Annotated in this window: 20 protein-coding genes and 1 tRNA gene; 13 read left to right on the top strand and 8 right to left on the bottom strand. The window is 39.8% G+C overall.

Annotated features, from left to right (window positions below; all coding sequences use genetic code 11):
- Positions 1-224 precede the first annotated feature (224 nt).
- The 3 genes from pyrH to A0J48_RS11185 all read left to right on the top strand — a co-directional run bounded on the left by pyrH (position 225) and on the right by A0J48_RS11185 (position 2,902).
- Positions 225-953 (top strand): UMP kinase, encoded by a 729-nt coding sequence (gene pyrH, locus A0J48_RS11195; protein WP_200323069.1) that lies wholly within the window; start codon positions 225-227, stop codon positions 951-953.
- Positions 940-1,488 (top strand): ribosome recycling factor, encoded by a 549-nt coding sequence (gene frr / locus A0J48_RS11190; RefSeq protein ID WP_200323066.1) that lies wholly within the window; start codon positions 940-942, stop codon positions 1,486-1,488. Before pyrH ends, frr begins: the two co-directional genes overlap by 14 nt.
- Positions 1,489-1,780: 292 nt before the next feature.
- Entirely contained in the window at positions 1,781-2,902 is a 1,122-nt protein-coding gene (locus A0J48_RS11185) for a geranylgeranyl reductase family protein (protein WP_200323064.1), read from the top strand.
- A 102-nt stretch (positions 2,903-3,004) separates the two neighbouring features.
- Here A0J48_RS11185 and A0J48_RS11180 read toward each other — a convergent pair whose 3' ends face one another.
- Together A0J48_RS11180 and A0J48_RS11175 are read right to left on the bottom strand one after the other, a co-directional pair.
- A complete protein-coding gene (locus A0J48_RS11180) occupies positions 3,005-3,865 on the bottom strand; it encodes a CPBP family intramembrane glutamic endopeptidase (RefSeq protein WP_200323062.1) in 861 nt (286 codons plus the stop codon).
- A gap of 293 nt (positions 3,866-4,158) precedes the next feature.
- Complete coding sequence (locus A0J48_RS11175) at positions 4,159-4,596, bottom strand: AbrB family transcriptional regulator (protein ID WP_200323060.1); 438 nt, start codon at positions 4,594-4,596, stop codon at positions 4,159-4,161.
- Between the two features lie 1,347 nt (positions 4,597-5,943).
- On the opposite strand from A0J48_RS11175, the gene A0J48_RS11170 reads away from it, so the two are divergent.
- The gene (locus A0J48_RS11170) at positions 5,944-6,942 is read left to right on the top strand and encodes a succinate dehydrogenase/fumarate reductase iron-sulfur subunit (protein ID WP_200323058.1); all 999 of its coding nucleotides are present in this window, start codon (positions 5,944-5,946) and stop codon (positions 6,940-6,942) included.
- An 86-nt stretch (positions 6,943-7,028) separates the two neighbouring features.
- Here A0J48_RS11170 and A0J48_RS11165 read toward each other — a convergent pair whose 3' ends face one another.
- The 4 genes from A0J48_RS11165 to psbX all read right to left on the bottom strand — a co-directional run bounded on the left by A0J48_RS11165 (position 7,029) and on the right by psbX (position 9,621).
- On the bottom strand, positions 7,029-7,640 hold the full coding sequence (locus A0J48_RS11165) for a TolB family protein (RefSeq protein ID WP_234300852.1): 612 nt from the start codon (positions 7,638-7,640) through the stop codon (positions 7,029-7,031).
- A gap of 23 nt (positions 7,641-7,663) precedes the next feature.
- Positions 7,664-8,218 (bottom strand): TolB family protein, encoded by a 555-nt coding sequence (locus A0J48_RS11160; protein ID WP_200323056.1) that lies wholly within the window; start codon positions 8,216-8,218, stop codon positions 7,664-7,666.
- A 46-nt stretch (positions 8,219-8,264) separates the two neighbouring features.
- Positions 8,265-9,191: a Ycf66 family protein gene (locus A0J48_RS11155; protein WP_200323054.1), complete on the bottom strand. Its 927-nt coding sequence runs from the start codon at positions 9,189-9,191 to the stop codon at positions 8,265-8,267.
- 310 nt (positions 9,192-9,501) lie between these two features.
- Positions 9,502-9,621: a photosystem II reaction center X protein gene (gene psbX / locus A0J48_RS11150; RefSeq protein WP_028083398.1), complete on the bottom strand. Its 120-nt coding sequence runs from the start codon at positions 9,619-9,621 to the stop codon at positions 9,502-9,504.
- 223 nt (positions 9,622-9,844) lie between these two features.
- Here psbX and A0J48_RS11145 point away from each other — a divergent pair, with 223 nt between their 5' ends.
- Positions 9,845-10,138 (top strand): YggT family protein, encoded by a 294-nt coding sequence (locus A0J48_RS11145; protein WP_200323053.1) that lies wholly within the window; start codon positions 9,845-9,847, stop codon positions 10,136-10,138.
- 160 nt (positions 10,139-10,298) lie between these two features.
- Here A0J48_RS11145 and accC read toward each other — a convergent pair whose 3' ends face one another.
- A complete protein-coding gene (gene accC, locus A0J48_RS11140; protein ID WP_200323052.1) occupies positions 10,299-11,645 on the bottom strand; it encodes an acetyl-CoA carboxylase biotin carboxylase subunit in 1,347 nt (448 codons plus the stop codon).
- Between the two features lie 262 nt (positions 11,646-11,907).
- Here accC and A0J48_RS11135 point away from each other — a divergent pair.
- The 5 genes from A0J48_RS11135 (at position 11,908) to A0J48_RS11115 (ending at position 17,358) form a co-directional block, all read left to right on the top strand.
- Positions 11,908-11,988: transfer RNA gene (locus A0J48_RS11135), tRNA-Leu, on the top strand.
- Between the two features lie 163 nt (positions 11,989-12,151).
- Positions 12,152-12,769, top strand: a complete 618-nt coding sequence (locus tag A0J48_RS11130; RefSeq protein ID WP_200323051.1) for a chorismate lyase — start codon at positions 12,152-12,154, stop codon at positions 12,767-12,769.
- 259 nt (positions 12,770-13,028) lie between these two features.
- Complete coding sequence (locus A0J48_RS11125; RefSeq protein WP_234300850.1) at positions 13,029-14,903, top strand: DUF3352 domain-containing protein; 1,875 nt, start codon at positions 13,029-13,031, stop codon at positions 14,901-14,903.
- Between the two features lie 89 nt (positions 14,904-14,992).
- Positions 14,993-16,036 carry a c-type cytochrome biogenesis protein CcsB gene (gene ccsB / locus A0J48_RS11120; protein WP_200323050.1) on the top strand — a complete coding sequence of 348 codons (1,044 nt, stop codon included), beginning with the start codon at positions 14,993-14,995 and terminating at the stop codon, positions 16,034-16,036.
- Between the two features lie 263 nt (positions 16,037-16,299).
- On the top strand, positions 16,300-17,358 hold the full coding sequence (locus A0J48_RS11115; protein WP_234300849.1) for a tetratricopeptide repeat protein: 1,059 nt from the start codon (positions 16,300-16,302) through the stop codon (positions 17,356-17,358).
- A gap of 370 nt (positions 17,359-17,728) precedes the next feature.
- Here A0J48_RS11115 and A0J48_RS11110 read toward each other — a convergent pair whose 3' ends face one another.
- Complete coding sequence (locus tag A0J48_RS11110) at positions 17,729-17,923, bottom strand: hypothetical protein (RefSeq protein WP_200323049.1); 195 nt, start codon at positions 17,921-17,923, stop codon at positions 17,729-17,731.
- Between the two features lie 154 nt (positions 17,924-18,077).
- On the opposite strand from A0J48_RS11110, the gene A0J48_RS11105 reads away from it, so the two are divergent.
- From A0J48_RS11105 to tilS, 3 genes are all read left to right on the top strand, one after another.
- Positions 18,078-19,415: an NB-ARC domain-containing protein gene (locus A0J48_RS11105; RefSeq protein WP_200323047.1), complete on the top strand. Its 1,338-nt coding sequence runs from the start codon at positions 18,078-18,080 to the stop codon at positions 19,413-19,415.
- Between the two features lie 117 nt (positions 19,416-19,532).
- A complete protein-coding gene (locus A0J48_RS11100; RefSeq protein WP_200323045.1) occupies positions 19,533-20,531 on the top strand; it encodes a serine/threonine protein kinase in 999 nt (332 codons plus the stop codon).
- A gap of 118 nt (positions 20,532-20,649) precedes the next feature.
- A complete protein-coding gene (tilS, locus tag A0J48_RS11095; protein ID WP_200323043.1) occupies positions 20,650-21,636 on the top strand; it encodes a tRNA lysidine(34) synthetase TilS in 987 nt (328 codons plus the stop codon).
- Positions 21,637-21,766: the final 130 nt, after the last annotated feature.

The following is a 21,766-nucleotide window of genomic DNA, read 5'->3' as shown; positions in this document are numbered from 1 at the left end:
TTGATAATCAAGAGATATAGAGATTAAAATGCGGCTAATAACCTGTTGAATACACCATAATTGTTTGTACGCTAGGCTCTGGCGGAAGTTACGCCCGTAGACAAGAAGTAGCCTTCTACCTTGGTGGAAGCGGGAAATAAACAGCAATGTATAGCTAATGCTATTAGCATTGTCTAAGTTTTATTGAGCAGGCAATTGCAACTTATTTGATAAAGCGTGACTTCATGGGAACGAATTACCGACGGGTTTTACTTAAACTAAGCGGTGAAGCCTTAATGGGCAACATGGGCTATGGCATTGATCCAGAAGTAGTCAAGGGAATAGCTCAAGAGTTAGGAGAGGTAGTAGCCACTGGCGTTCAAGTCGCTATTGTCGTTGGCGGCGGGAATATTTTTAGAGGCGTTAAAGCTGCATCGGCGGGCATGGATAGGGCAACAGCAGACTATATAGGCATGATTGCCACCGTCATGAACGCCATGACCCTGCAAGACTCCCTAGAACGAATAGGGGTACAGACGCGAGTACAAACAGCGATCGCTATGCAAGAATTAGCAGAACCCTATATTCGTCGTCGAGCTATTCGCCATTTAGAAAAAGGACGAGTGGTAATTTTTGGGGCGGGTTCAGGAAATCCCTTCTTTACTACAGATACCACTGCCGCCTTAAGAGCAGCAGAAATTGAAGCAGAAGTGATTTTTAAAGCTACCAAAGTAGACGGAATCTACGACGCTGATCCCGAAATTTATCCTGATGCCAAACGTTATACAACCCTCACCTACGCCCACGTCTTGGCTAAAGATTTGCGAGTTATGGATAGTACCGCAATTGCTTTATGTAAAGAAAATAATATTCCCATTCTCGTATTTGACCTAACGGTGCGAGGAAACATCCATCGAGCAGTTATGGGAGAATCTATAGGCACCCTTGTGGGAGGTTCTTGTGAAATTAGCTGAAGCTGAAAGTAAAATGCAAAAAACTGTTGAATCAACTCAACAGGCTTTTAATACCATTCGCACTGGTCGCGCCAATGCGAGTCTACTAGATAAAGTACAGGTGGAGTATTACGGTACACCTACTCCACTAAAATCTCTGGCAAACATCACCACACCTGATGCCTCAACAATCCTAATTCAGCCTTATGATAGGAGCAGCTTGAACCTGATTGAAAAGGCAATTTCTCTCTCAGATGTGGGTTTAACCCCTAGTAACGATGGTTCTGTGATCCGACTCAATATTCCGCCCTTAACAAGCGATCGCCGCAAAGAATTTGTCAAACTTGCTGCTAAGTATGCCGAAGAAGGTAGAGTCGGTATTCGCAATATCCGCCGTGATGCCCTCGACTCCATTCGCAAACAGGAAAAAACTGCGGAAATTTCCGAAGACGAATCACGAGATCAGCAAGACAAACTACAAAAACTGACTAACAAGTACACAGAAAAAATTGATCACTTGTTGACAGAGAAGGAAAAAGACATCACCACCGTCTAAGCAGTGCTGAGTAACGAGTACCGAGTGCTGTGGGGTGTGGGGTGTAGGGTGTAGGGTGTAGGGTGTAGTGTGTAGGGGAAGAATTTTCCCTGTTCCCTGTTCCCTGTTCCCTGTTCCCTGTTCCCTGTTCCCTGTTCCCTGTTCCCCGTTCCCTGTTCCCTGTTCCCTGTTCCCTGTTCCCTATTCCCTGTTCCCTGTTCCCTTTATTTATAGAAACTTTACAAAAAATTGGAAACCCTTATATATACTGGGAAATCAATTAATCAAAATAAAAACCAAAAATTCAGCCATTATGTACGACTGCATCATCATCGGTGCTGGCCCAGCGGGTGGAACAGCAGCATATCATCTAGCCAAGCAGGGACGCTCGGTATTGGTTTTAGAGAAAGAATCCCTGCCCAGATATAAACCTTGTGGTGGTGGTGTGTCACCAGCGATCGCTCAATGGTTCGACTTTGACTTTAGCCCCGCAATTTCTGTCAAAGTAGATTCTTTGCGATTCACCTGGAAATTAGGTGATCCTGTAGAGGCTAAAATCGGCATTAAAGAACCAGTGTGGATGGTGCGGCGAGACGTTTTTGACCATTTTCTAGTGAAGCAAGCTCAAAGCCAAGGGGCTGAACTCCGAGATAATACAGAAGTCACAGGCATTGAATTTAAAACTGATCACTGGCAAGTCAACACAGCTAATGGATCTGCTACAGGTCGTTACTTAATTGCTGCTGATGGTGCAAAAGGTCCAATGGCAAAATGGTTAGGTTTTAAAGACCGTAAACGTCGTTTAGCAGGAGCATTGGAAGCTGAAGTTGCCGCTGAAGTCGTCAACAAAAATATGGCTCACTTCGAGTTTGGCTTGCTGAAAAACGGCTATATCTGGAACTTCCCCAAAGCTGATGGTTACTCCATCGGTGTCGGTACATTTATTGGTGGCGAACCTCAAGACTTTAAGAAAATTTTGGATGAATACGCCCAATCCTTTAATGTAGATGTCAAAACCAGCAAGCAGTATGGTCATCCTATCTGCTTGTGGGATGGTAATCAAAAGCTACATACTCAAAATGCAGTTTTGGCTGGTGAAGCCGCTTGTGTCGTTGATCCCTTTACCGCAGAAGGTATTCGCCCCTCCATTTTTAGCGGTGTCCTAGCAGCAAAATTTATTAATGATGCTCTGAGTGGTGATATCAATGCCTTGGAAAATTACACCGAGGCTATTAATGAACAGTGGGGAACTGATATGGCCTGGGCGCAAAAATTAGCCGGCGCATTCTATCGCTTCCCTGGTATTGGCTACAAAGTCGGTGTTAAGCGTCCCTCTGGCGCTCAAATTATGGGTAAAATCCTCTGTGGTGAATTGCGATATGGTGATGTAGCAGGTCGCGCCTTGAAGAAGTTAATTCCTGGTTTTGGCGGTTAAAGAATAGGGTGTAGGGTGTGGGGTGTGGGGTGTGGGGCATTGGTAAAAATTTTATATCTTGTCTTCTGCCTCCTGCCTTCTGCCTCCTGCCTCCTGCCTTTGTTAGATAAAATACCAAAGAATTATTCCTGTTCCCAGAACGCATAGAACCCCAGCTAACCCAGCTAGGGGTTTTTTGTTTTTACCTGTCACCCATTCTGAGACTTTTCCAGTGTAGGTAATGAGTCCTGCTGTATCTATGGTAGCGATCGCCCATACCCAACCAGCATGAAGTCCCCAGGCTATCCCTAAATTACCACCATCAGCTAACCTAGCCACTACTAAAACCATTCCCATCAGCCATAATCCTGGAATTTGCGGTAAAGTTTCCTGTTGTTCCCACACTAAATGCAGTAAAGCAAAAATCAAGCTAGAGATAATCGCTGCTATCCAAACTGCATAATCTTTCTCTAAAGTAGTTAACAAAAAACCCCGAAAAACTAACTCTTCTATTCCACCAACAAACAAAGCCACCAAGAAAATCGGCAGCAAAATAGATGGGATTAATTTGATATTTGATTTTTCTAAATAGCACCACCCTAGCCAAAATTGGCCAGTAAACACTATTACAAGTCCTAATACACCTAAGCTAAAACCCAGCAGTAAAGAAGCAAAAATAGAAAGGTTGACCACTAGGCCATCATCAGCAAAAGATCCTAATCCTAGCCAATTAATTCCCCCCATAATTAGGGGTGCTAATAAATAGAGAGATACCAATAAAGGTATTTTTTGTTCTGATTGTAAAGGTTTGTTAATTTGCCAATTTAGGACAACAGCAATTATTCCCGCTAATGGCAACCAACACACTACCCAAACAACAAAAAAAGCCATGACAACAAAAACTACTGGCGAATTTTTTAGTAACGCCAGTAATGTATTGACCGATGGCTCTAAAAGTGATAAGAAGACAGACCAAAAAATCACGATAGACTTCAGGTAAAAATAGAGTTCTTGATGATTATTCAAGACTCTACTACAATTTGTGACTTATTTAAGAGGTCAAATCGTATTTTATTGTGTGAATAAATTCTTATAGCGGTTCTCAGTTGGATGAGAACAGACAGTAATCATAAAAATCCGATCCAAAAAGACTTTCAAACTGTTTCCTGTTCCCGATTCCCTGTTCCCTGCTATAAACTACAAATACTATTTACTTGTAGCAGTAGGGACAAGTTATCAAGCATTGATCTCAAACTTACCCCTACCATCAGAGAAACTTAATTCTCCTCTTCATCTTCTAAATCGGCTTCGTCAGTGTCGATATCTGGTGCGGTTAATTTTTTATCACTTTCGCCTAACTGAATCAAGTGAATATGCTTGTAACCTAGCCGAATTTCAAACTCATCACCAGGCTTTAAGCCCATTGCTTTGGTGTAAGTAGCACCAATCACAATCTGACGATTTTGATGAACACTCACACGATATGTCGGTTCACGACCACGACCATCTTTAGGAGCTTCTGGACTCAGAGGAATACCTCTAGCAGACAACAAAGCATCATAAAAATCGGTGAGATTTACCCGCACCTGGTTATTCTTAGTAACGGTGTAATAGCCACACTGCTTTGCTCGTTCTCGGCGTGGTAAATTAGAAAGCTCTTTTACTTTAGCCAGCAGTGCTTTTCCTGTTAATGGGGCGGTTGCAGTTTCAGTCATTATGCTCAAATTTTCCTTAATTTCTCCAAACTGATCATCAATTTAGTCTTATCCTTTGAACTTGGCTTCTTAGCCAATTTACAAAGCCACTGAAGACTTGAGGGTGATTGTGAATTCCTGCTGATTTAAGCGGACAAAGTACCTCTATATATGGTCAGATTATCCATATTAAACTAGAGGTCGTAGTTGTCACAGACATTTATTTCGGTGATTTTACAGCAATTTTAACCATCATCCGCCATCAGAAATCAGAATATTTTTTTTATCTTTTGGCGTTGCTGTAGCGGTGTATTTTTAAGCCACCTTTACAAATCAGGTTAGTTCTACTCCAAAAAAAGTCGTAGCTACAATAAATTGCAGGTTTTTTACTGCTAGTGCTTGCCTTTCTTGACCTTGAGTTGTAGGGTTGTCCCTACTCATCGTCTCAAGCTGAGGACAGCATAGTATTTGTTGATGGTCTTACGGACATACACCCTTTTGTCCTGCCAGTAGAGACATAAATTTCTGGTCTCTACATTACGAATAAACAAAGCAGTAGCCACCGCACTTGTGCGGTGATTGGTAACTGGTTTTGTGAGTTCGTAATTTTATATTAAATACTATCATGGACTAATAATAGCAAAATATTTGTTTAATTTAAAATACAATTTACAAATTAATTTTTTTTCAAATCCCTGGACTTGGGCAGAGAAAAAGCAGTCTAGATTTTCAACCATGCTTTATGCTGTCATGAGTATTGACTCAAGACTTTTAGAAAAAATAATCTCATGGAAACGAGCAATTGGGAGTGAGGAAGTTAAATGGAGGTTTTCTTGATATAGATGAGACAAAAAGCAGCGGGTATGAAACCATCATGTTTATCACCATCGGCCAAAATCTCTCAGATTAATATCCACCTCTAGAGAAAAATCAATCTACCACATCTATCCGCTGTTTGATTGCCATCAGCAGATTATTCTCTGCCGCTTTAACACTTCTATATATTTAAAAAATTTCTACTTCACTACTGCTTGATGACTTTTTACAAATAGGACTTGACTAAATAAGTGTGAAGTGTAGATAGTAAACTTGTGTTGGGTAAGCATTGAGCTATCCGCTCTTGGCTGTTAGCCAAAACCCGATTGACGATTAATTTTTGCTTTCGGCTTGCTGGCAGAAGATAAATTTCTCTGACAACACTTCCACAACTAAAATTTGAATGGTTATCCTGGAACTAAAATCATGAACGCCTTCAGCGTCAGGTTATTAGCCACTAGTCGGAAATAAAAGGCTAATTTTTTCCAAAAACCTGCCTGTACTCATGGTTTGTGGAGCAGATAAAGCAATTTTAGAATTGGGTTGGTAATAATGGAAGTTATTTTTAAAATTATTCGGCAACAACAAAACTCTGAACCTGTTGTACAAACTTATCCTTTGCAGGTAGAACCAGGAAATACAATCCTTGATTGCCTAAATCGGATTAAGTGGGAACAAGATGGAACTCTGGCATTTCGTAAAAATTGCCGCAACACCATTTGTGGCAGCTGTGCCATGCGAATTAATGGACGTTCGGCTTTAGCCTGTAAGGAAAATGTAGGCAGTGAACTGGCTAGACTACAAAAAATTCCATCGCCGCCAACCCAAAACAATACTATTCATGAAATCACGATCGCTCCTTTGGGTAATATGCCCGTAATTAAGGATTTGGTCGTGGATATGAGCAGTTTTTGGAATAATTTAGAAGCAGTTGCTCCTTATGTAAGTACAGCAGCACGACAAATACCAGAAAAAGAATTTTTGCAAACACCACAGGAGCGATCGCTTCTCGATCAAACTGGCAATTGTATTATGTGTGGTGCTTGTTATTCAGAATGCAATGCCCGTGAAGTCAATTCTGACTTTGTGGGACCTCATGCCCTTGCCAAAGCATATCGCATGGTAGCAGATTCCCGCGATAGTAATACGGAAAATCGTTTGGAAAACTATAACGAAGGAACTAAAGGAGTTTGGGGTTGTACTCGCTGTTTTTACTGTGACTCAGTTTGTCCAATGGAAGTAGCGCCATTAGAACAAATTACCAAAATTAAACAAGAAATTCTTGATCGCAAACAAGCCAGCGATAGCCGTTCAATTCGTCACCGCAAAGTATTGATTGAGTTAGTTAAAGCAGGTGGTTGGATAGATGAACGCCAATTTGGGATCCAAGTAGTTGGTAACTATTTCCGCGATTTGAAAGGTTTACTTAGTCTTGCACCTCTAGGTTTGCGGATGCTTGTCCGGGGTAAATTTCCCCTCTCCTTTGAACCCTCAGAAGGTACAAAACAAGTGCGATCGCTCATCGAATCTGTACAAAGTACCGAGTGCTGAGTGCTGAGTCCTGAGTCCTGAGTACCGAGTCCTGAGTTTTGAGTGCAATAAATTTTTAATTTTTAATTTTTAATTTTTAATTGTACTCACCTTGGGTCTTGTGGGATATTCAACTGTTGTCCAGAACGGTCATATAGTAAAATATCCCATTGACCATTGTTGCTAAACTCAAACGCAATTGTCGTACCATCAGCACTAATGGTTGGATTGCGAACTTCCGCTTGTAGATTAGGAGTTAAATTCCTAGATTGGCGTGTTTCCCGGTTGTAAATAAAAATACTTTTTCTCCCTAGACGACTCGCGGCAAACACAATATAACGACCATCTTGAGTCACAGAAGGATGGGAAGTAATAGTATCAAAGGCATTTAAACCTGGCAAATCCACCAAATTCCGTGTCACAGTATCAAACAGATAGACATCTTGACTACCTCTACGCTCAGTAGTAAACACAATATATCTTCCCGATATTTGTGGATTTAACTCTGGCGAAAGACTATTAAGACCCCGACCACCAGGATCAAAAGGATAACTTAATATACGAGGATAACCAAAACACCCAGTTAATAAACTAGAGCTTAAAAATAAAATAATAGGTAATTTGTAATTGGTCGTTCGATTTTGGATTTTGGATTTTAGATTTTGGATTGATTCCACAGAATTTTCTGGGGACTGTACCATTGAGGAATCATCAATCATTGTTAATTTTTAATTTTTAATTTTTAATTACTCACAGTTGAACCATTGGGAATATCTAACTCCACAGTCGGACCTCGGTCTAAAACTTCAACATCCCATTGTCCACGACCAGCAGACTCAAACACAACATAACGTCCATCAGGACTGATCTGAGGATTTCTGACCCACCCCCGATAGGTGGGAGTAAGGATTTGTGATTGTTGCATAGCGCGATCGTAAAGTGCTATCACTGGTCTACCTTGATCGCTAGTAATGTAGCAAATATAACGACCTGTATAACTCAAACTAGGACTTTCAGCAATTGTTTCGCGTCGGTTTAAACCAGGTGTGGAGATAAAACTTTGGGTTTGTAAGTCGTACATCAACAATAGCTGATTACCATTTCGATTAGAAACAAAAGCCAAAAAGCGACCATTTCCACTCAAAGCCGGTTGTTCTTCAGTATAACGACTGTTCAAAGAAGATACACCCAAAGGAATCTCACCAGAACCACAAGACACAAGTAAACTGGTCAAACTAAAAACTAGGCTCCAACGAATAGGTCTTTGGAGCCAATATATAGACGTAAATGTTTTCACATCAACCGCTTTCCGTCGCCTTTGAAACTTCCATCACCTAGCTGTGTTAAATATCATCATCGAAATCGTTGCCATTCTCTGATTCCTGATTTGGCTTTTCAATTGGATTATATGGTACATAATCCGTGGGAATAGCATCATCATCTTCCCTTTCTCTCCGAGAAGAAGAATCAGACGGTGGACGACGTTTTCTCGGTCTAGGAGTAACATCATCTTCACGGCTTTCTGGGCGTTGAGGTCTGTTACTACTGTTAGTGCTGCGACGTGACGGTTTTCTTACTTCCTCTGAGGAACTTTCCCAATCATCTACTTCCCTAGGGACAGATCCCCAATTTTCTTCTTGATAACTTTCACTAGGGCGACTTACTGAACGTCCAGAACTAGTGCGACGTTTGCTTTCAGTTGTTTCTGGTTTTTCCCTATTATTGCGGCGTTCTGTGCGTCGTGGAGGTTGCTCTTCATAGTAATTATCACGGGTTGAACGCTCATCTCGGCTACCGCGAATCCTGGGACGTGGAGTCCGTTCTTCTTCCTCCTCTTCGTAATACGGTAGCGGTTCTAAATCTGCATCCATCTCAGCTTGATAATTCCGACGTTCAGAGTAAGAGTATTTTCTGCTTACCTCTCGCTCATCGTCCACAATGGGAGTATTCCGTTTCGCTTGTTGGGTAGCTATACTTCGTAGACGAATACTTTCAACCGCAAAAAATACAGTAGTACCAACCAACAGCAACTGACCAAATTGTAAAATTGGGTCAAGTCGCCATCCTTGGAAAATAAGAATAAATCCGCATAACAAGCCCACTGCGGCAAAAAAGATATCCTGATCTCTCGACAGTTCTGGACGCACAGTACGGAGAAAATATAGTGCTGCCCCAGCCACAGCCAGGAAAATTCCTAGAACACTGGCTGAGTTAGCCCCAAAATTTACCTGAGCCAAAACACTGGCTGAGTTCAGCCCAAAATTTATCATTGCTGTTTTCCCAATATCAAATCTATGTTAGCGAGTCAAAATTAAAATCACTACTTTAGCTATTGAAAATATATTTAAGCTTCAAAGCATCTGGCAAAGAAGCTCTGAAGCTATTTACCTTAATTGGGAACTGGAAAGAAGCAGGGGAGCAGGGTAGCAGAGGAGCGGAAGTATTTCTTCTTTTTGTCACCTTTCACCCTATGGCTAACTCCACGCTACGCTATCGGGTTCAGCAGTCACTCATGGAGGAAACCCCTAAGACCGCGCTGCTTCACCTGTTACCTGTTACCTAACACCTGTTCCCTATTGTTTAAAAACGTTGGATTTTATCTTTCTGGCTAATGAAAATCAAACCAACAGTAGCAGGGATTACCACAATAGCAGTACCCCAAACCAGACTCCAAAGAAAATTTGCTAAAGAGGGTGTCATAGTTCTCAACCTTTTTTTACACAGTTCATTTTAATTTTAATGGTGTATCACTTTCTTGAGAAGCCATTAACAGTTATCTGTTATCTGTTACCTGTTCGAGAAAATGACAGCATTTGGTTACAATGTGAGAGAGAATGCTTTACAAAGCTTAAACTTTTTTGGCTTACGCCCTCCAAGTTCTTTTGATTTGATTTCTTCACAGATAGAATAGTAACTCAAAGCCATGACTGGTGTTAACCTGACTGTTTGGATTCTCGGCCCTGTTTTGGGATTGATGACCTTTTTGTTCATTTTCCGTATCATTCTCACTTGGTATCCACAAGTGAATCTCAATCGGTTACCGTTTAGTCTCATAGCTTGGCCGACAGAACCATTTTTAGTATTGTTGCGAAAAGTAGTACAACCCATTGGTGGGGTAGATATCACCCCCATTATCTGGGTTGGTATTTTTAGTCTTATCCGCGAAATTTTACTAGGCCAGCAAGGATTACTGACTATGATGGCTCGTGTGAATTAGGTGACAGGTGACAGTGAAGAAAGCAGGGGAAGCAGGGGAGGCAGGGGAGGCAGGGGAGGCAGGGGGAAATTTTCGTTCTTTCCTCTTACTCCTGATAGCGCAGCGTGGCGTTAGCCATACTCCTGGAACTCCTCAACTCCTGAACTCCTGAACTCCCTAATTACTGATCTTTCATCTCCTGCACAAAATTGGTATAAACGTTGCCTTGTAAAAACTGTGGGGTTTCCATAATTTTTTGATGAAACCCAATAGTGGTGGGTAGTCCGGTGATTGCACACTCTCGCAATGCCCGTTTCATGCGGTTAATAGCTGTAGCTCGGTCAGGACCCCAGGCAATTAGCTTACCGATGAGGGAGTCGTAATAAGGCGGAATTTGATAATCTGTATACACATGAGAATCAATCCGCACCCCTGGACCGCCTGGTGGTAGATAGCCGCTAATTCTGCCAGGGGAAGGACGAAAATCATGATCTGGGTCTTCGGCGTTGATGCGGCATTCAATAGCGTGACCCCGCAAAATCACTTGTTCTTGAGTTAGTTTGAGTCTTTCACCTTGGGCAATGCGAATTTGTTCCACTAGCAGGTCTACACCAGTTACCATCTCTGTGACTGGATGCTCAACTTGTATGCGGGTGTTCATTTCCATGAAGTAGAATTTACCGGATTTATCTAGCAGAAATTCGATAGTTCCTGCGCCAGTGTAGTTGATGAATTGGGCTGCTTTCACGGCGGCTTGTCCCATTTTTTCCCGTAGTTCTGAGTCAAGTGCAGGACTGGGAGCTTCTTCTAGTAACTTTTGGTTACGGCGCTGAATTGAACAATCTCTTTCGCCTAAATGAATAACATTACCGTAGTTATCTGCTAATACTTGAAATTCAATGTGGCGCGGACGTTCGATAAATTTTTCTATATAAACGCCTGCATTACCAAAAGCTGCGCCGGCTTCCCCTTGGGCTGCATGGAAAAGTTTGACGAATTCATCTTCGGAACGGACAAGCCGCATACCCCGACCACCACCTCCGGCTGTAGCTTTAATCATGACAGGGTAGCCGATATCTTTAGCGATCGCTAACCCTTCCTCTTCTGTTTCTACTAAGCCGTTGCTACCAGGTACAGTTGGTACTTTAGCTTTTTGCATGGTTTCTTTTGCTGTGGACTTATCCCCCATTAAGCGAATGGCTTCAGGAGTCGGGCCAATAAAGGCAATTTGATGATCAGCACAGATTTCTGCAAATCTAGCATTTTCAGCCAAAAAGCCATAACCAGGATGAATAGCTGTAGCACCGCGTGTTAAGGCAGCGGCAATTATATTGGGAATATTCAAATAACTTTTACTGCTGGCAGGTTCGCCAATACAAACGGCTTCATCAGCAAGTTGCACATGAAGAGCATTCCGGTCAACGGTGGAGTGAATTGCAACTGTCGCAATTCCCATTTCTTCACAGGCGCGGAGAATGCGAAGAGCTATTTCTCCCCGATTAGCAATTAAAATTTTGTCAAACTTCATTTTCTAGCTGCGATATTAGTACCAGTAGATTGACATTCTCTCTTATCCTGTGGGAATAAAGCTGTCGCATTACTGCAAATTCTCAAAAATTTGTCAGGGACCAGGGAACTCTGAACAGGGAACAAGTAAAGAATTTTCTCCCCATCGCCCCATCTTCTCACTTCCCTAATGCCTCATGCCCTGATTAAAACATTTAGGAAAATTTGGAAAATATTTGCTTATATCTATTTTTTATGCTATATTATATATCTAGTCAACTTTTGCGGATGTGGCGGAATTGGTATACGCGCACGCTTGAGGTGCGTGTGGCTTTGCCTTGGGAGTTCGAGTCTCGCCATCCGCATTTTTCAACTTTTATCGGCGATTTGTGGAATAACCGCTAAGATGCTGACAGCTGATTGGTGATCATTTTTCAGAACATTTTACCCAGTCTCCCTGTATGAATCTGGGTTTTTTGTGCTTTTATAGAAGTAAGTGAAGTTTAGTAACTAAAATTGTAAATAAAATTGACTACTATTATTACGCCCACAAATAACCTTACACTGCCAACCGATTGGCATCGCCTCAATCCTATTTGGCAAGGTGAAGAAGAAGATATTCAAAAAGGTTTACCTCACTCTCAGTTAGCACCAGCATGGCAATTGCTACTTTTAGGTGATGGTTCTCCAACCAGACATTTACAATTACTCACTTGTGAGCCAATAGAAGTGGATGTAATTGATATGTCTTTAATTGGTATGAACTCGGATCATGCTCCTAGCTTAATCCAAGTTGTTCCAGGACCAAGACTGCGCCGGCAAGTATGGCTGCGTACTCCCTCTGGTCAGCGTTTGGGTTATGCTACTTCCTGGTGGGAAGCTAGTCATGTGGATGAGTTTTTGCAAAATCGCTCTCTACCGATTTGGGCAAGTTTAGCTCGTATCCGTACAGAGTTGTATCGAGATATTAAAGGAATTTACTGTGGTTATTCAGCCGCGTTAGAGTCGGGCTTTGGTGAAGTTGGTCCGTTTTGGGGTCGCCATTATTTATTTTGGCATCATGGACAACCTCTAACTTTAATTTATGAGGTTTTTTCACCTTATTTAACTAAATATTTGGGTCAGCAAGAAGGGTGTAGGGTGTAGGGTGTGGGGTGTAGGGGTTTTTCTCATTCCATTGACCTATCCCATGAAAACCTTATTTTTTCGTTCTTTTGCGTAAGTCCTACCAATGATTTCTGCTCCAATCTAAAATCCAAAATCCAAAATCGGATAGCATCCAGAGATGTCTTCTGCTTTTGTAGAGTGAAATTTTACAAACCGTGCTAAAAGAAATATCTATCAACCACAAGATTTCCAACTGCTTTGAGAAGTCGGGAGTCTGAACTGATATCTGTCTGATGTAATGAAGAAACACAAGAAACCGTCTTTGACGCTGACATTATCAGCATCAGGGTTATTGATTGGTCTAGGAAGTTTAGCCTACTGGTTTTTCACCCAAGGACAACCATTTTCTAGAAACTTGCCAGTGGGTGCAAATATTATTCCTCAAGATGCATTGTTTACAGTTTCTTTGACTACGGATACTAAACAATGGCAAAAGTTACAGGAGTTTGGGACACCGGAAACTCAACAGGAACTAAATAAAAATTTGCGACAACTGCGCGATCGCTTATTAACTAATAATGGCTATGACTTTGAAAAAGATATTAAACCTTGGGTAGGAGAGGAAGTCACCATCGCTGTTTTAGCTCCGACCATAGTTAAACCTGTGCCGCCTGTGCCTAAACCCGTTGCAACTAACACGGCTGAAGAACAATCTACTGTGATGGTGTTACCAATTAAAAATCCAGAAATTGCTACCAGGATTTTGGCACAACCCAAACCCCTCAAACAAGGTAAATGGATTGATAGCACTTATCAAGGAATCACTATTAAACAAACTGAAGGAAATACTGGAGAGAAACTTTCCGCAGCATTAATAAATGACAAGTTACTGGTCATTACTGATAATGCTAAAGCAATAGAAAAAACAATTGATGCCTATAAAAATAGAACATCAATGGCAAACTTGGGAGGTTTTGCTGAAAATTTTGCTAAAACCTCTAGTTATCAACCATTTGCTCAATTTTATATAAATGTACCATTAGCAGCAAAAATAGCAGCTACAGCCCCAGAGCGGCGTTTACCGTCTCAGGTTCTCGCTCAACTTCAGAATAACCAAGGTTTAGCGGGAACTGTTACCCTAGAACCCCAAGGAATGCGTTTAAAGGGTGTTTCTTGGTTAAATCCTAATAGTCAGCGAGTTTTGGCAGTAGAAAATAAAGCTGGAAGTATGCAAAATCGCCTTCCCAGCGACACCTTCATGATGTTATCTGGTAGTAACTTAAAGCGTTTGTGGGTAGACTATGTTTCTACTTCTGGGGGAAATCCTTTGTCTCCCATCAAACCTGAAGAATTACGACAGAGTGTAAAAAATTTGACAAATTTGGATTTAGATCGAGATTTGCTGAGTTGGATGCAAGGGGAATTTTCTGTAGCGATGATTCCCAATACACCGAAGGATGGTTCACCAGAAAATTTTCGGGTGGGTTTAGTGTTTATGCTCAACGTTGGTGAGGCTAAGGGTGAAGTACGCCAGTCAGCTAAAACAGCTTTGCAGAATCTGGATGATGTGATGAAAAATCAATACCAGTTTAAAATTCAGCCAGCAACTGTTGCGGGTAAACCTGTTGTCAACTGGATTTCACCTTTTGGGACTTTAACTGCTACTCATGGTTGGCTAGATGACGATGTGGTTTTTTTCGTCTTTGGCGCTCCTGTCAGCGATAAAATCGTTTCCAAACCTAGCAACACACTAGCCAGCACTTTACCTTTTCAACAAACTGTTCCTCAAGAATTGAATCCAGCCAAAGGTCAGTTTTTTATAGATATGGAACGGACTGTTAAAAGTTTTACTCCTAATTTTGCATCTCCCAGTCAGCAAGCATTCCTGGCCGCAATACGCACTATAGGCATGACAACTGCTGTCAACGATAATCGTAGTCAGCAATATGACATTTTTGTGGAATTGAAAAAAGGGAATAGGCAGAAGAAGGAGTTCAGGAGTTCAGGAGTTCAGGAGTATGGCTTACGCCACGCTTCGCACTTCAGGAGTTCAGGAGTTACAGGAGAAAGAATTAATTTTTCTTCCCCTGCCTCCCCTGCCTCCCCTGCTCCCCTGCTTTCTTCACTGTCACCTATCACCTGTCTTCTGTCCCCGTTTCCCAAAACTAGATAGGATCAGGGTAGTCGGTTTGAGTTAAATTGATTCTCTAACTGGGTCTGATAACTGATAACTGATAACTGATTCACTGGAGAAAAGAGTGTATGAATCTGGTTGTACTCCAGAACTGGTTAGATAATGCTTCCTTTGCCGTCTTATTCTGCACTATGCTGGTGTATTGGGTAGGGGCGGCTTTTCCGAATTTATCGTTGACAGCGGCTTTGGGGACGGCTGGAATGGCGATCGCAAATTTGTGTATTGCTACTCTATTGGGAGCGAGATGGATTGAAGCTGGTTATTTCCCTCTCAGCAATCTCTATGAATCCCTATTCTTCCTGACTTGGGGAATTACTGCCATCCATCTAATTGCAGAGAATAGCAGCCGCAGTCGGTTGGTGGGAGTTGTCACTGCACCTGTAGCAATGGGAATTAGTGCTTTTGCAACTTTGACTCTACCATCCGAAATGCAGGTTTCTGAACCTTTAGTTCCAGCTTTGAAGTCGAATTGGTTAATGATGCACGTCAGTGTGATGATGTTGAGTTATTCGGCTTTGATGGTGGGTTCTTTGTTGGCGATCGCTTTTTTAATTGTGACTCGCGGCCAAAATATTCAATTACAAGGTAGTTCCGTTGGTAATGGTGGTTATCGTAGCAATGGTTACAAACTAATTAAAGTTGGAGAATTGGTGACTCAATCCCCAACTCCTGCATCTGAAAATAATGGTTTTTCCCGGTTGGAAAGCAATAACAATGGTCATGGTACTGCTGTTTTGGATGTAGTTAAAACTACGCCTATTTCCACTGCACAAGTTCTTTCTCCCCAACGTCTCACCCTGGCAGAAACCCTGGATAACATCAGCTATCGTGTAATTGGTTTGGGATTTCCTCTCCTCACAATTGGTATTATTGCCGGTGGTGTTTGGGCGAATGAAGCTTGGGGTTCTTATTGGAGTTGGGACCCGAAAGAAACTTGGGCTTTAATTACTTGGTTGGTTTTTGCTGCCTATTTACATTCTAGAATTACTCGTGGTTGGCAAGGAAGAAAACCTGCAATTTTAGCTGCTGGTGGTTTTGTTGTGGTTTGGATTTGTTATTTGGGTGTGAATCTTTTGGGTAAGGGTTTACATTCTTACGGTTGGTTTTTCTAATTCAGTTTTTACCCCCTTTCTGTTGAGAGGGGGAATATTTCTATCAGGACTTACGCACAAAATTTATCATCCGGGCTGGGTGTAGGGTGTAGGGGTTTTTTCTTTTGATGAACCTATCCTCCGAAAACCTTATTTTTTCGTTCTTTTGCGTAAGTCCTATCTATAAGAAAATAGGCTGAAAACCCCGGACTATTTAAACTAGTGACAAAAATTAATTAGGTAAAAATTACTGTAAAATAGTCACAAACGTGAGCCAAACACCTATGCAATCAAAACAAAGGATCAATCAACTAGAGTTTGAGCGTGTATTTAATAAGCTGACAGATCGACGCAAAGAAGTATTGCAAAAAATATTAACTGGCGAAACGGATGCTGACATAGCTGAAGCCATGAGTATTGGAGAAGCATCTGTCAGAAAATATATCGAAAGAATATGTCAGGAATTTGGACTAAATAATGAACCTTCTGATACTCGTCGCTACAAACGCTCGGAGCTAGTTGCGTTATTTGCTAAATACAAACCTGAGTTACTGACTGAACGTAAACCTCAGTTTGGAAAAGATTCAACACCAGCAGAAACCCTAGAGGAAGATGATGCCAACATTACAGACAATATTTTGCACTTGTTATCTGTTAACCAGCCAATATCAGAAGATTTCAAACAGGTACTAAATCGCATTAACTTTAATGAACATGAAAGGAAACAAATTGCTAAATATCTCAATCAAGTTGGACATAAACACTACCTCAACAGTGATTTTTTAATTGCTGGCTCTTATCTGGAATTAGCAGTTGAAGTGAATCCTAACAATGGATTTGCTCACTATAATCTAGGTGCAACTTACGAAAAGTTAGATAATTTAGCAGGGGCTTGTTATCACTATCAGATTGCAATTAAATATCAAAATCGTGCTGCTGATGCTGCTGTGAATAACTTAGCCCGGTTGCAAATACTCCAAGGTAATAGTGCAGATGCTTTGAAAATAATTGAACCAATTTTATCCAGGGTAAAAGATACAACAGTCGAAATTACATTGCACAAAAATATTGGTTGGGCTTATTTTCAGCAAAATCGTTATGAAGAAGCCAAACAACATTTACTCCTGTGTTTGGAATTAGAAAGTGATTATGCTCCCGCGTATTGCTTATTAGCACAAGTTCAAGCAGCACTGGGGGATCAAAAAAATGCTGTCATATCATGGCGAAATTTCTTAGAATTTTACTCCCATGACCAGCAACTTAAAAAAGTTCGTTGGCAATTACCAGAGCTAGAAGTTTGGAAGCTTGATGCCATGAGAATTTTGAATGTTCAAGACAACTGATGTATATCAGATGCAACTGCATCTACCATTCAGATAGGGAGCATCCCAATGAAAGAGAAAATAACCTCAGCAACACCAAAAACTCTCTGAAACTCTTTTACCTTTGTTTCCTTTGATCCCTTTGCGGTAATGCCTCCGGCACGCTACACGGACAATCATATCAAGCCTTGGATCATTTTATTTCGTTAGATAAAAATAAATTTACATATTTGGGATGCTCCCTTCAGATACAGAACTTATCATCATGTACATCTTGATCAGGATACTTCAGATAAAAAATAATTGTTGATAGTTGCCAATTTATCAAGTCTGAAGCATCCTACAAGATACATTATCTATTTGCTTTTCCTGAGTGATAAAAAAGCAATATCTAATTAGGAGGAACTATGGGATTGTCTTTATCATCTCCCCCTGAAAAATTTTGTATAAATGGAATGGTTTCTATTTTCAGTGTTTGTACTGGGGTGAGTCGAACCATATTCTCTTGTCTGTTACCATTCACAACTTCTGTTGGTGAAATAACTAGATACTCAATTGTAGGTGTGAATGAGTATTGGTGAGACATATCAACCTCTTTTTTGTCCTTACACAAAAAAGTATCTCGGAGATATATGTGATAGTCATCACTAACTTATTTAAGTATTTATGTTAATAAAGTTAATAAAATGCATACATATTAAGATACAATCCAGAATACGTGAGCGCGAGAAACATAGATTATGGATGGGAAAGAGTTAATCAAACTACTCAAGGATTGGGGAAAGAATCAAAAAGGAATAGAGTTAGAGTTAGAGTTTTGTGAAGAAGCTATGTTAGAATATTCTTTAGCAGGTCAATCTGATAGTGAGAGGAGTGACTATATTACCAATTATGAATTAAGTAAAATCAGGAATATAAAAGCTCCCAAAATATTTAGACAATTGAGACAAGTCACAGAGAAAGAGGTTACTAAAAAAAAGTGCAGATTAGTTTTAACACAACTATTAATACAAAATAATCAGCAAATTAATAATAATACTAATACTAATAATTTTTCACATATAGATTTGAATCAAGCACCAGATATCAGTGATTTTGATTTTTATGGACGTGAAAAAGAATTGTCTAATTTACAAAAATTGATAGTCACAGAACGCTGTCGTGTAGTAGGTGTGTTGGGGATAAGCGGGATTGGTAAATCTGCACTTGTTAGGGAGTTAGTTGAAAATATTCAACAGTATTTTGATTATGTCATTTGGAAGAGTCTGAAATATTCTCCATCTTTGGCAGAGATTTTGACTGATATCGAATCTTACTTTCCCTGCAACAATTTAGTAACAAGTATAGATCAAAGAATTTTTAACCTGATTAATTACTTCAATACTCATCGTTGTTTGCTAATATTTGATCAATGGGAAGGGGTGATGGAGACTAGTGAAGCATCACCAAAGCAACAGCAAATTGACTCTAGCTATGAGATTTTTCTAAAAATAATTGGCACATCAAAACATCAAAGTTGCTTGGTTTTTACTAGTCTACAAAAACCTAAAGTAATGGATTTATTGGTCACTAAATCAATTAAGCAATTTTCATTAACAGGTTTAGAAAATAAAGATGCTAAAACATTATTACAAGATTTAAAACTTTCAGGTCAGGGCATGGAATTATTGATTGAACGCTACCAAGGGCATCCATTAGCTTTAATTGTAGCGTCTGATCATATTAAAAGGATGCATAATGGACAAATTGAACAATTCCTAAAAGGAACACTTTTTTTGCCTGGTGTAATACTGACTTTATTGGATAAACTCTTTTCTTATTTATCAAATTTAGAAATAAAGATTCTGCAAAACTTAGCAATGGAAACAGAGCCGAAATTATTGTCTCAATTTTACGGATATTTTCCATCTAATCCCCAATCAGACATTAGTCAAGCTATAGATAAGTTATGGCAAATAGGACTAATTGAAAAAGAGGATATACAAATAATCGACGAGAAAAATAGACAAGAATATAAAATTCTTTGGGTTATTAATCCTTTACTGAAAAAATACATTATCAAGCGATATAAAAACTAGAATTGAAAGTTATATTCTTTGTATTTCAATATTTCAGGTACATGGCTGACGGCTGAATGCTTACTAAAAAACATATAATTTCAACCAGCTTTTGATTAACTTAAGAGACACAAAATTATGATTGAACCAGGAGATATAATCAATAATCGCTATCATGTAATTAAACAATTGGGTAAAGGATCTTTTAGTAAGACATTTGAAGTAGAAGATAAATTGATTGGTGATCATAAAGTTATTAAAATTCTCACTTTATTTGATTTTGGTAACTCCAAAATATTGCAACTCTTTGAACAGGAATTCAATGTATTAAATAATTTAAATCATCCAGGAATCCCCAAGGTAGAAATTGATGGATATCTGAGATTTTTATGCACTCACACTAATGAAATTTTACATGGTTTAGTGATGGAGAAAATCGAAGGACATGATTTAGGTGAATGGTTAAGACAAAATAAAAAAAATGCTAATGAAACACAAGCTATTGATTGGCTAAAACAACTAATTGATATTTTAGCTCATGTTCATAGTCAAAATTATTTACATCGAGATATTAAGCCAGATAACATTATGTTAAAACCTAATGGTAAATTAGTATTAATTGACTTTTGTATTGTTAAAGATTTTATACAAAGAACTCAAAGACAAACTAATCCCTCTACAATGGTCGGAACACCAGGTTATTGTTCACCAGAACAAGAGGTTGGCAAAGATATAAACTATGCCTCTGATTTTTTTTCTTTAGGCCGTACCTTTGTTCACTTACTAACGGGAACTTTTCCTGGCAATTTCCTAGAAACAAAAAATTCAAAATTATTATGGCGAGATAAAGCACCAGAAATTTCCGAAACTTTCAAAGATTTAATTGATGATTTAATGGAGGACAATCCGAAAAGAAGACCAAAAAATATAGCAGATATTTTACAAGTAATCAAAAAAATTGAAGAGAAAAAACAACACGATCTATTACCTGCACCAATTGTATTTTTAAGCTTTGCTCTCAATCTCATTTTTATAACTTTACTAGCTACAGGATTAACATTAAATATAGGTTGGATAGTTTTTTTCGTTGTTGTTGTATGTGTGATTGGTGGTTTCCTATTTGTATCTTTAATTTAAATATTTCTTCTATATAGCTGTAGCCAGGATAATTAGGACATTATGAATCCTAGAAACGTAGATATAACAAGGCTTTTCCTCCTGCTATACATCCCACCTTCTTTAATCACTATTCTGTATGATCTGGACTCCCCTGCACGCTAAAATACATCGTACTAACCGCGATCGCCATTTATTTGCACGCAACCAAAAACTATTAGTAGCGGTTTCTGGTGGACAAGATTCTTTATGCCTAATTAAATTATTATTAGATTTGCAGCCTAAATGGGGATGGGATGTAGGTATTGCTCATTGTGATCATCGCTGGCGTGAAGATTCCCAAGCTAATGCTCATCATGTAGAAAATTTAGCACAAACTTGGCATACACCTTTTTATTTGCAAACAGCTAATGAACCTATAAATAGTGAAGCATCAGCGCGAAATTGGCGTTATCAAGCTTTAACAAAAATTGCCCAAGTTAATAATTATCAATACATAGTTACTGGACATACTGCCAGCGATCGCGCAGAAACTCTACTCTACAACTTAATGCGTGGTACAGGAGCAGATGGTTTACAAGCTTTAACTTGGCAACGTTCATTAACTGAGAATATTATCCTAGTACGTCCACTATTAGAAGTTACCCGCAATCAAACTCAGCAATTTTGTCAAGAATTCAACTTGCCGATTTGGGAAGATTCTACCAATCAAGATTTACAATATGCCAGAAATCGTATTCGTCGAGAATTGCTACCGTATCTAAAACAAAATTTTAACCCCCAAGTAGAAAAAAATTTAGCCCAAACAGCAGAACTCCTGCAAGCAGAAGTAGAATATCTGGAACAAACAGCCCATCAGTGCAGGTTAGAAGCCTCAGCAAAGACAGATCATGGTGATTTACAACTAAATCGTCGGATTTTAAAAAAAGTACCCTTAGCCTTGCAACGTCGGGTCATGCGTCAGGTTCTTCAAGAAATACTTCCCAATACTCCCAACTTTGAGCAGATTGAAAAATTAACCGCTTTAATCACAGCCCCCAATCGTTCCCAAACCGATCCTTTTCCTGGAGAATGGACAGCGATAGTACAAGATGACTGGATTAATATTATACCGACTTGCGTTTAAATATCTGAGTTATGTCCCGCAGAAGAACAGCGGTGCAGAGGAGAAAATTTACCAAAAAAAACGGGTCAAAAGCCTTCCCTTTAAAGGGGAAAAACAAAAAAACTTATTCCTTGTTCAATCCTCTTGATTG

The sequence above is a fragment of the Sphaerospermopsis aphanizomenoides BCCUSP55 genome (genome assembly GCF_001586785.1).
In the GTDB taxonomy this organism is placed as follows: domain Bacteria; phylum Cyanobacteriota; class Cyanobacteriia; order Cyanobacteriales; family Nostocaceae; genus Sphaerospermopsis_A; species Sphaerospermopsis_A aphanizomenoides_A.
Note: the sequence above shows the minus strand (reverse complement) of the source record. Positions and strands in the feature narration are given on the sequence as shown.

What these genes read in the sequence shown, in the direction of transcription:
- tilS (WP_200323043.1), top strand. Translation starts at nt 20,650, where the DNA reads ATGATCTGGACTCCCCTGCACGCTAAAATACATCGTACTAACCGCGAT.
- psbX (WP_028083398.1), bottom strand. Translation starts at nt 9,621, where the DNA reads ATGACACCCTCTTTAGCAAATTTTCTTTGGAGTCTGGTTTGGGGTACT.
- A0J48_RS11110 (WP_200323049.1), bottom strand. Translation starts at nt 17,923, where the DNA reads ATGTCTCACCAATACTCATTCACACCTACAATTGAGTATCTAGTTATT.
- ccsB (WP_200323050.1), top strand. Translation starts at nt 14,993, where the DNA reads ATGAATCTGGTTGTACTCCAGAACTGGTTAGATAATGCTTCCTTTGCC.
- A0J48_RS11105 (WP_200323047.1), top strand. Translation starts at nt 18,078, where the DNA reads ATGGATGGGAAAGAGTTAATCAAACTACTCAAGGATTGGGGAAAGAAT.
- pyrH (WP_200323069.1), top strand. Translation starts at nt 225, where the DNA reads ATGGGAACGAATTACCGACGGGTTTTACTTAAACTAAGCGGTGAAGCC.
- A0J48_RS11155 (WP_200323054.1), bottom strand. Translation starts at nt 9,191, where the DNA reads ATGATAAATTTTGGGCTGAACTCAGCCAGTGTTTTGGCTCAGGTAAAT.
- A0J48_RS11100 (WP_200323045.1), top strand. Translation starts at nt 19,533, where the DNA reads ATGATTGAACCAGGAGATATAATCAATAATCGCTATCATGTAATTAAA.
- A0J48_RS11170 (WP_200323058.1), top strand. Translation starts at nt 5,944, where the DNA reads ATGGAAGTTATTTTTAAAATTATTCGGCAACAACAAAACTCTGAACCT.
- A0J48_RS11125 (WP_234300850.1), top strand. Translation starts at nt 13,029, where the DNA reads ATGAAGAAACACAAGAAACCGTCTTTGACGCTGACATTATCAGCATCA.
- A0J48_RS11115 (WP_234300849.1), top strand. Translation starts at nt 16,300, where the DNA reads ATGCAATCAAAACAAAGGATCAATCAACTAGAGTTTGAGCGTGTATTT.
- A0J48_RS11145 (WP_200323053.1), top strand. Translation starts at nt 9,845, where the DNA reads ATGACTGGTGTTAACCTGACTGTTTGGATTCTCGGCCCTGTTTTGGGA.
- A0J48_RS11185 (WP_200323064.1), top strand. Translation starts at nt 1,781, where the DNA reads ATGTACGACTGCATCATCATCGGTGCTGGCCCAGCGGGTGGAACAGCA.
- A0J48_RS11165 (WP_234300852.1), bottom strand. Translation starts at nt 7,640, where the DNA reads ATGATTGATGATTCCTCAATGGTACAGTCCCCAGAAAATTCTGTGGAA.
- accC (WP_200323052.1), bottom strand. Translation starts at nt 11,645, where the DNA reads ATGAAGTTTGACAAAATTTTAATTGCTAATCGGGGAGAAATAGCTCTT.
- A0J48_RS11175 (WP_200323060.1), bottom strand. Translation starts at nt 4,596, where the DNA reads ATGACTGAAACTGCAACCGCCCCATTAACAGGAAAAGCACTGCTGGCT.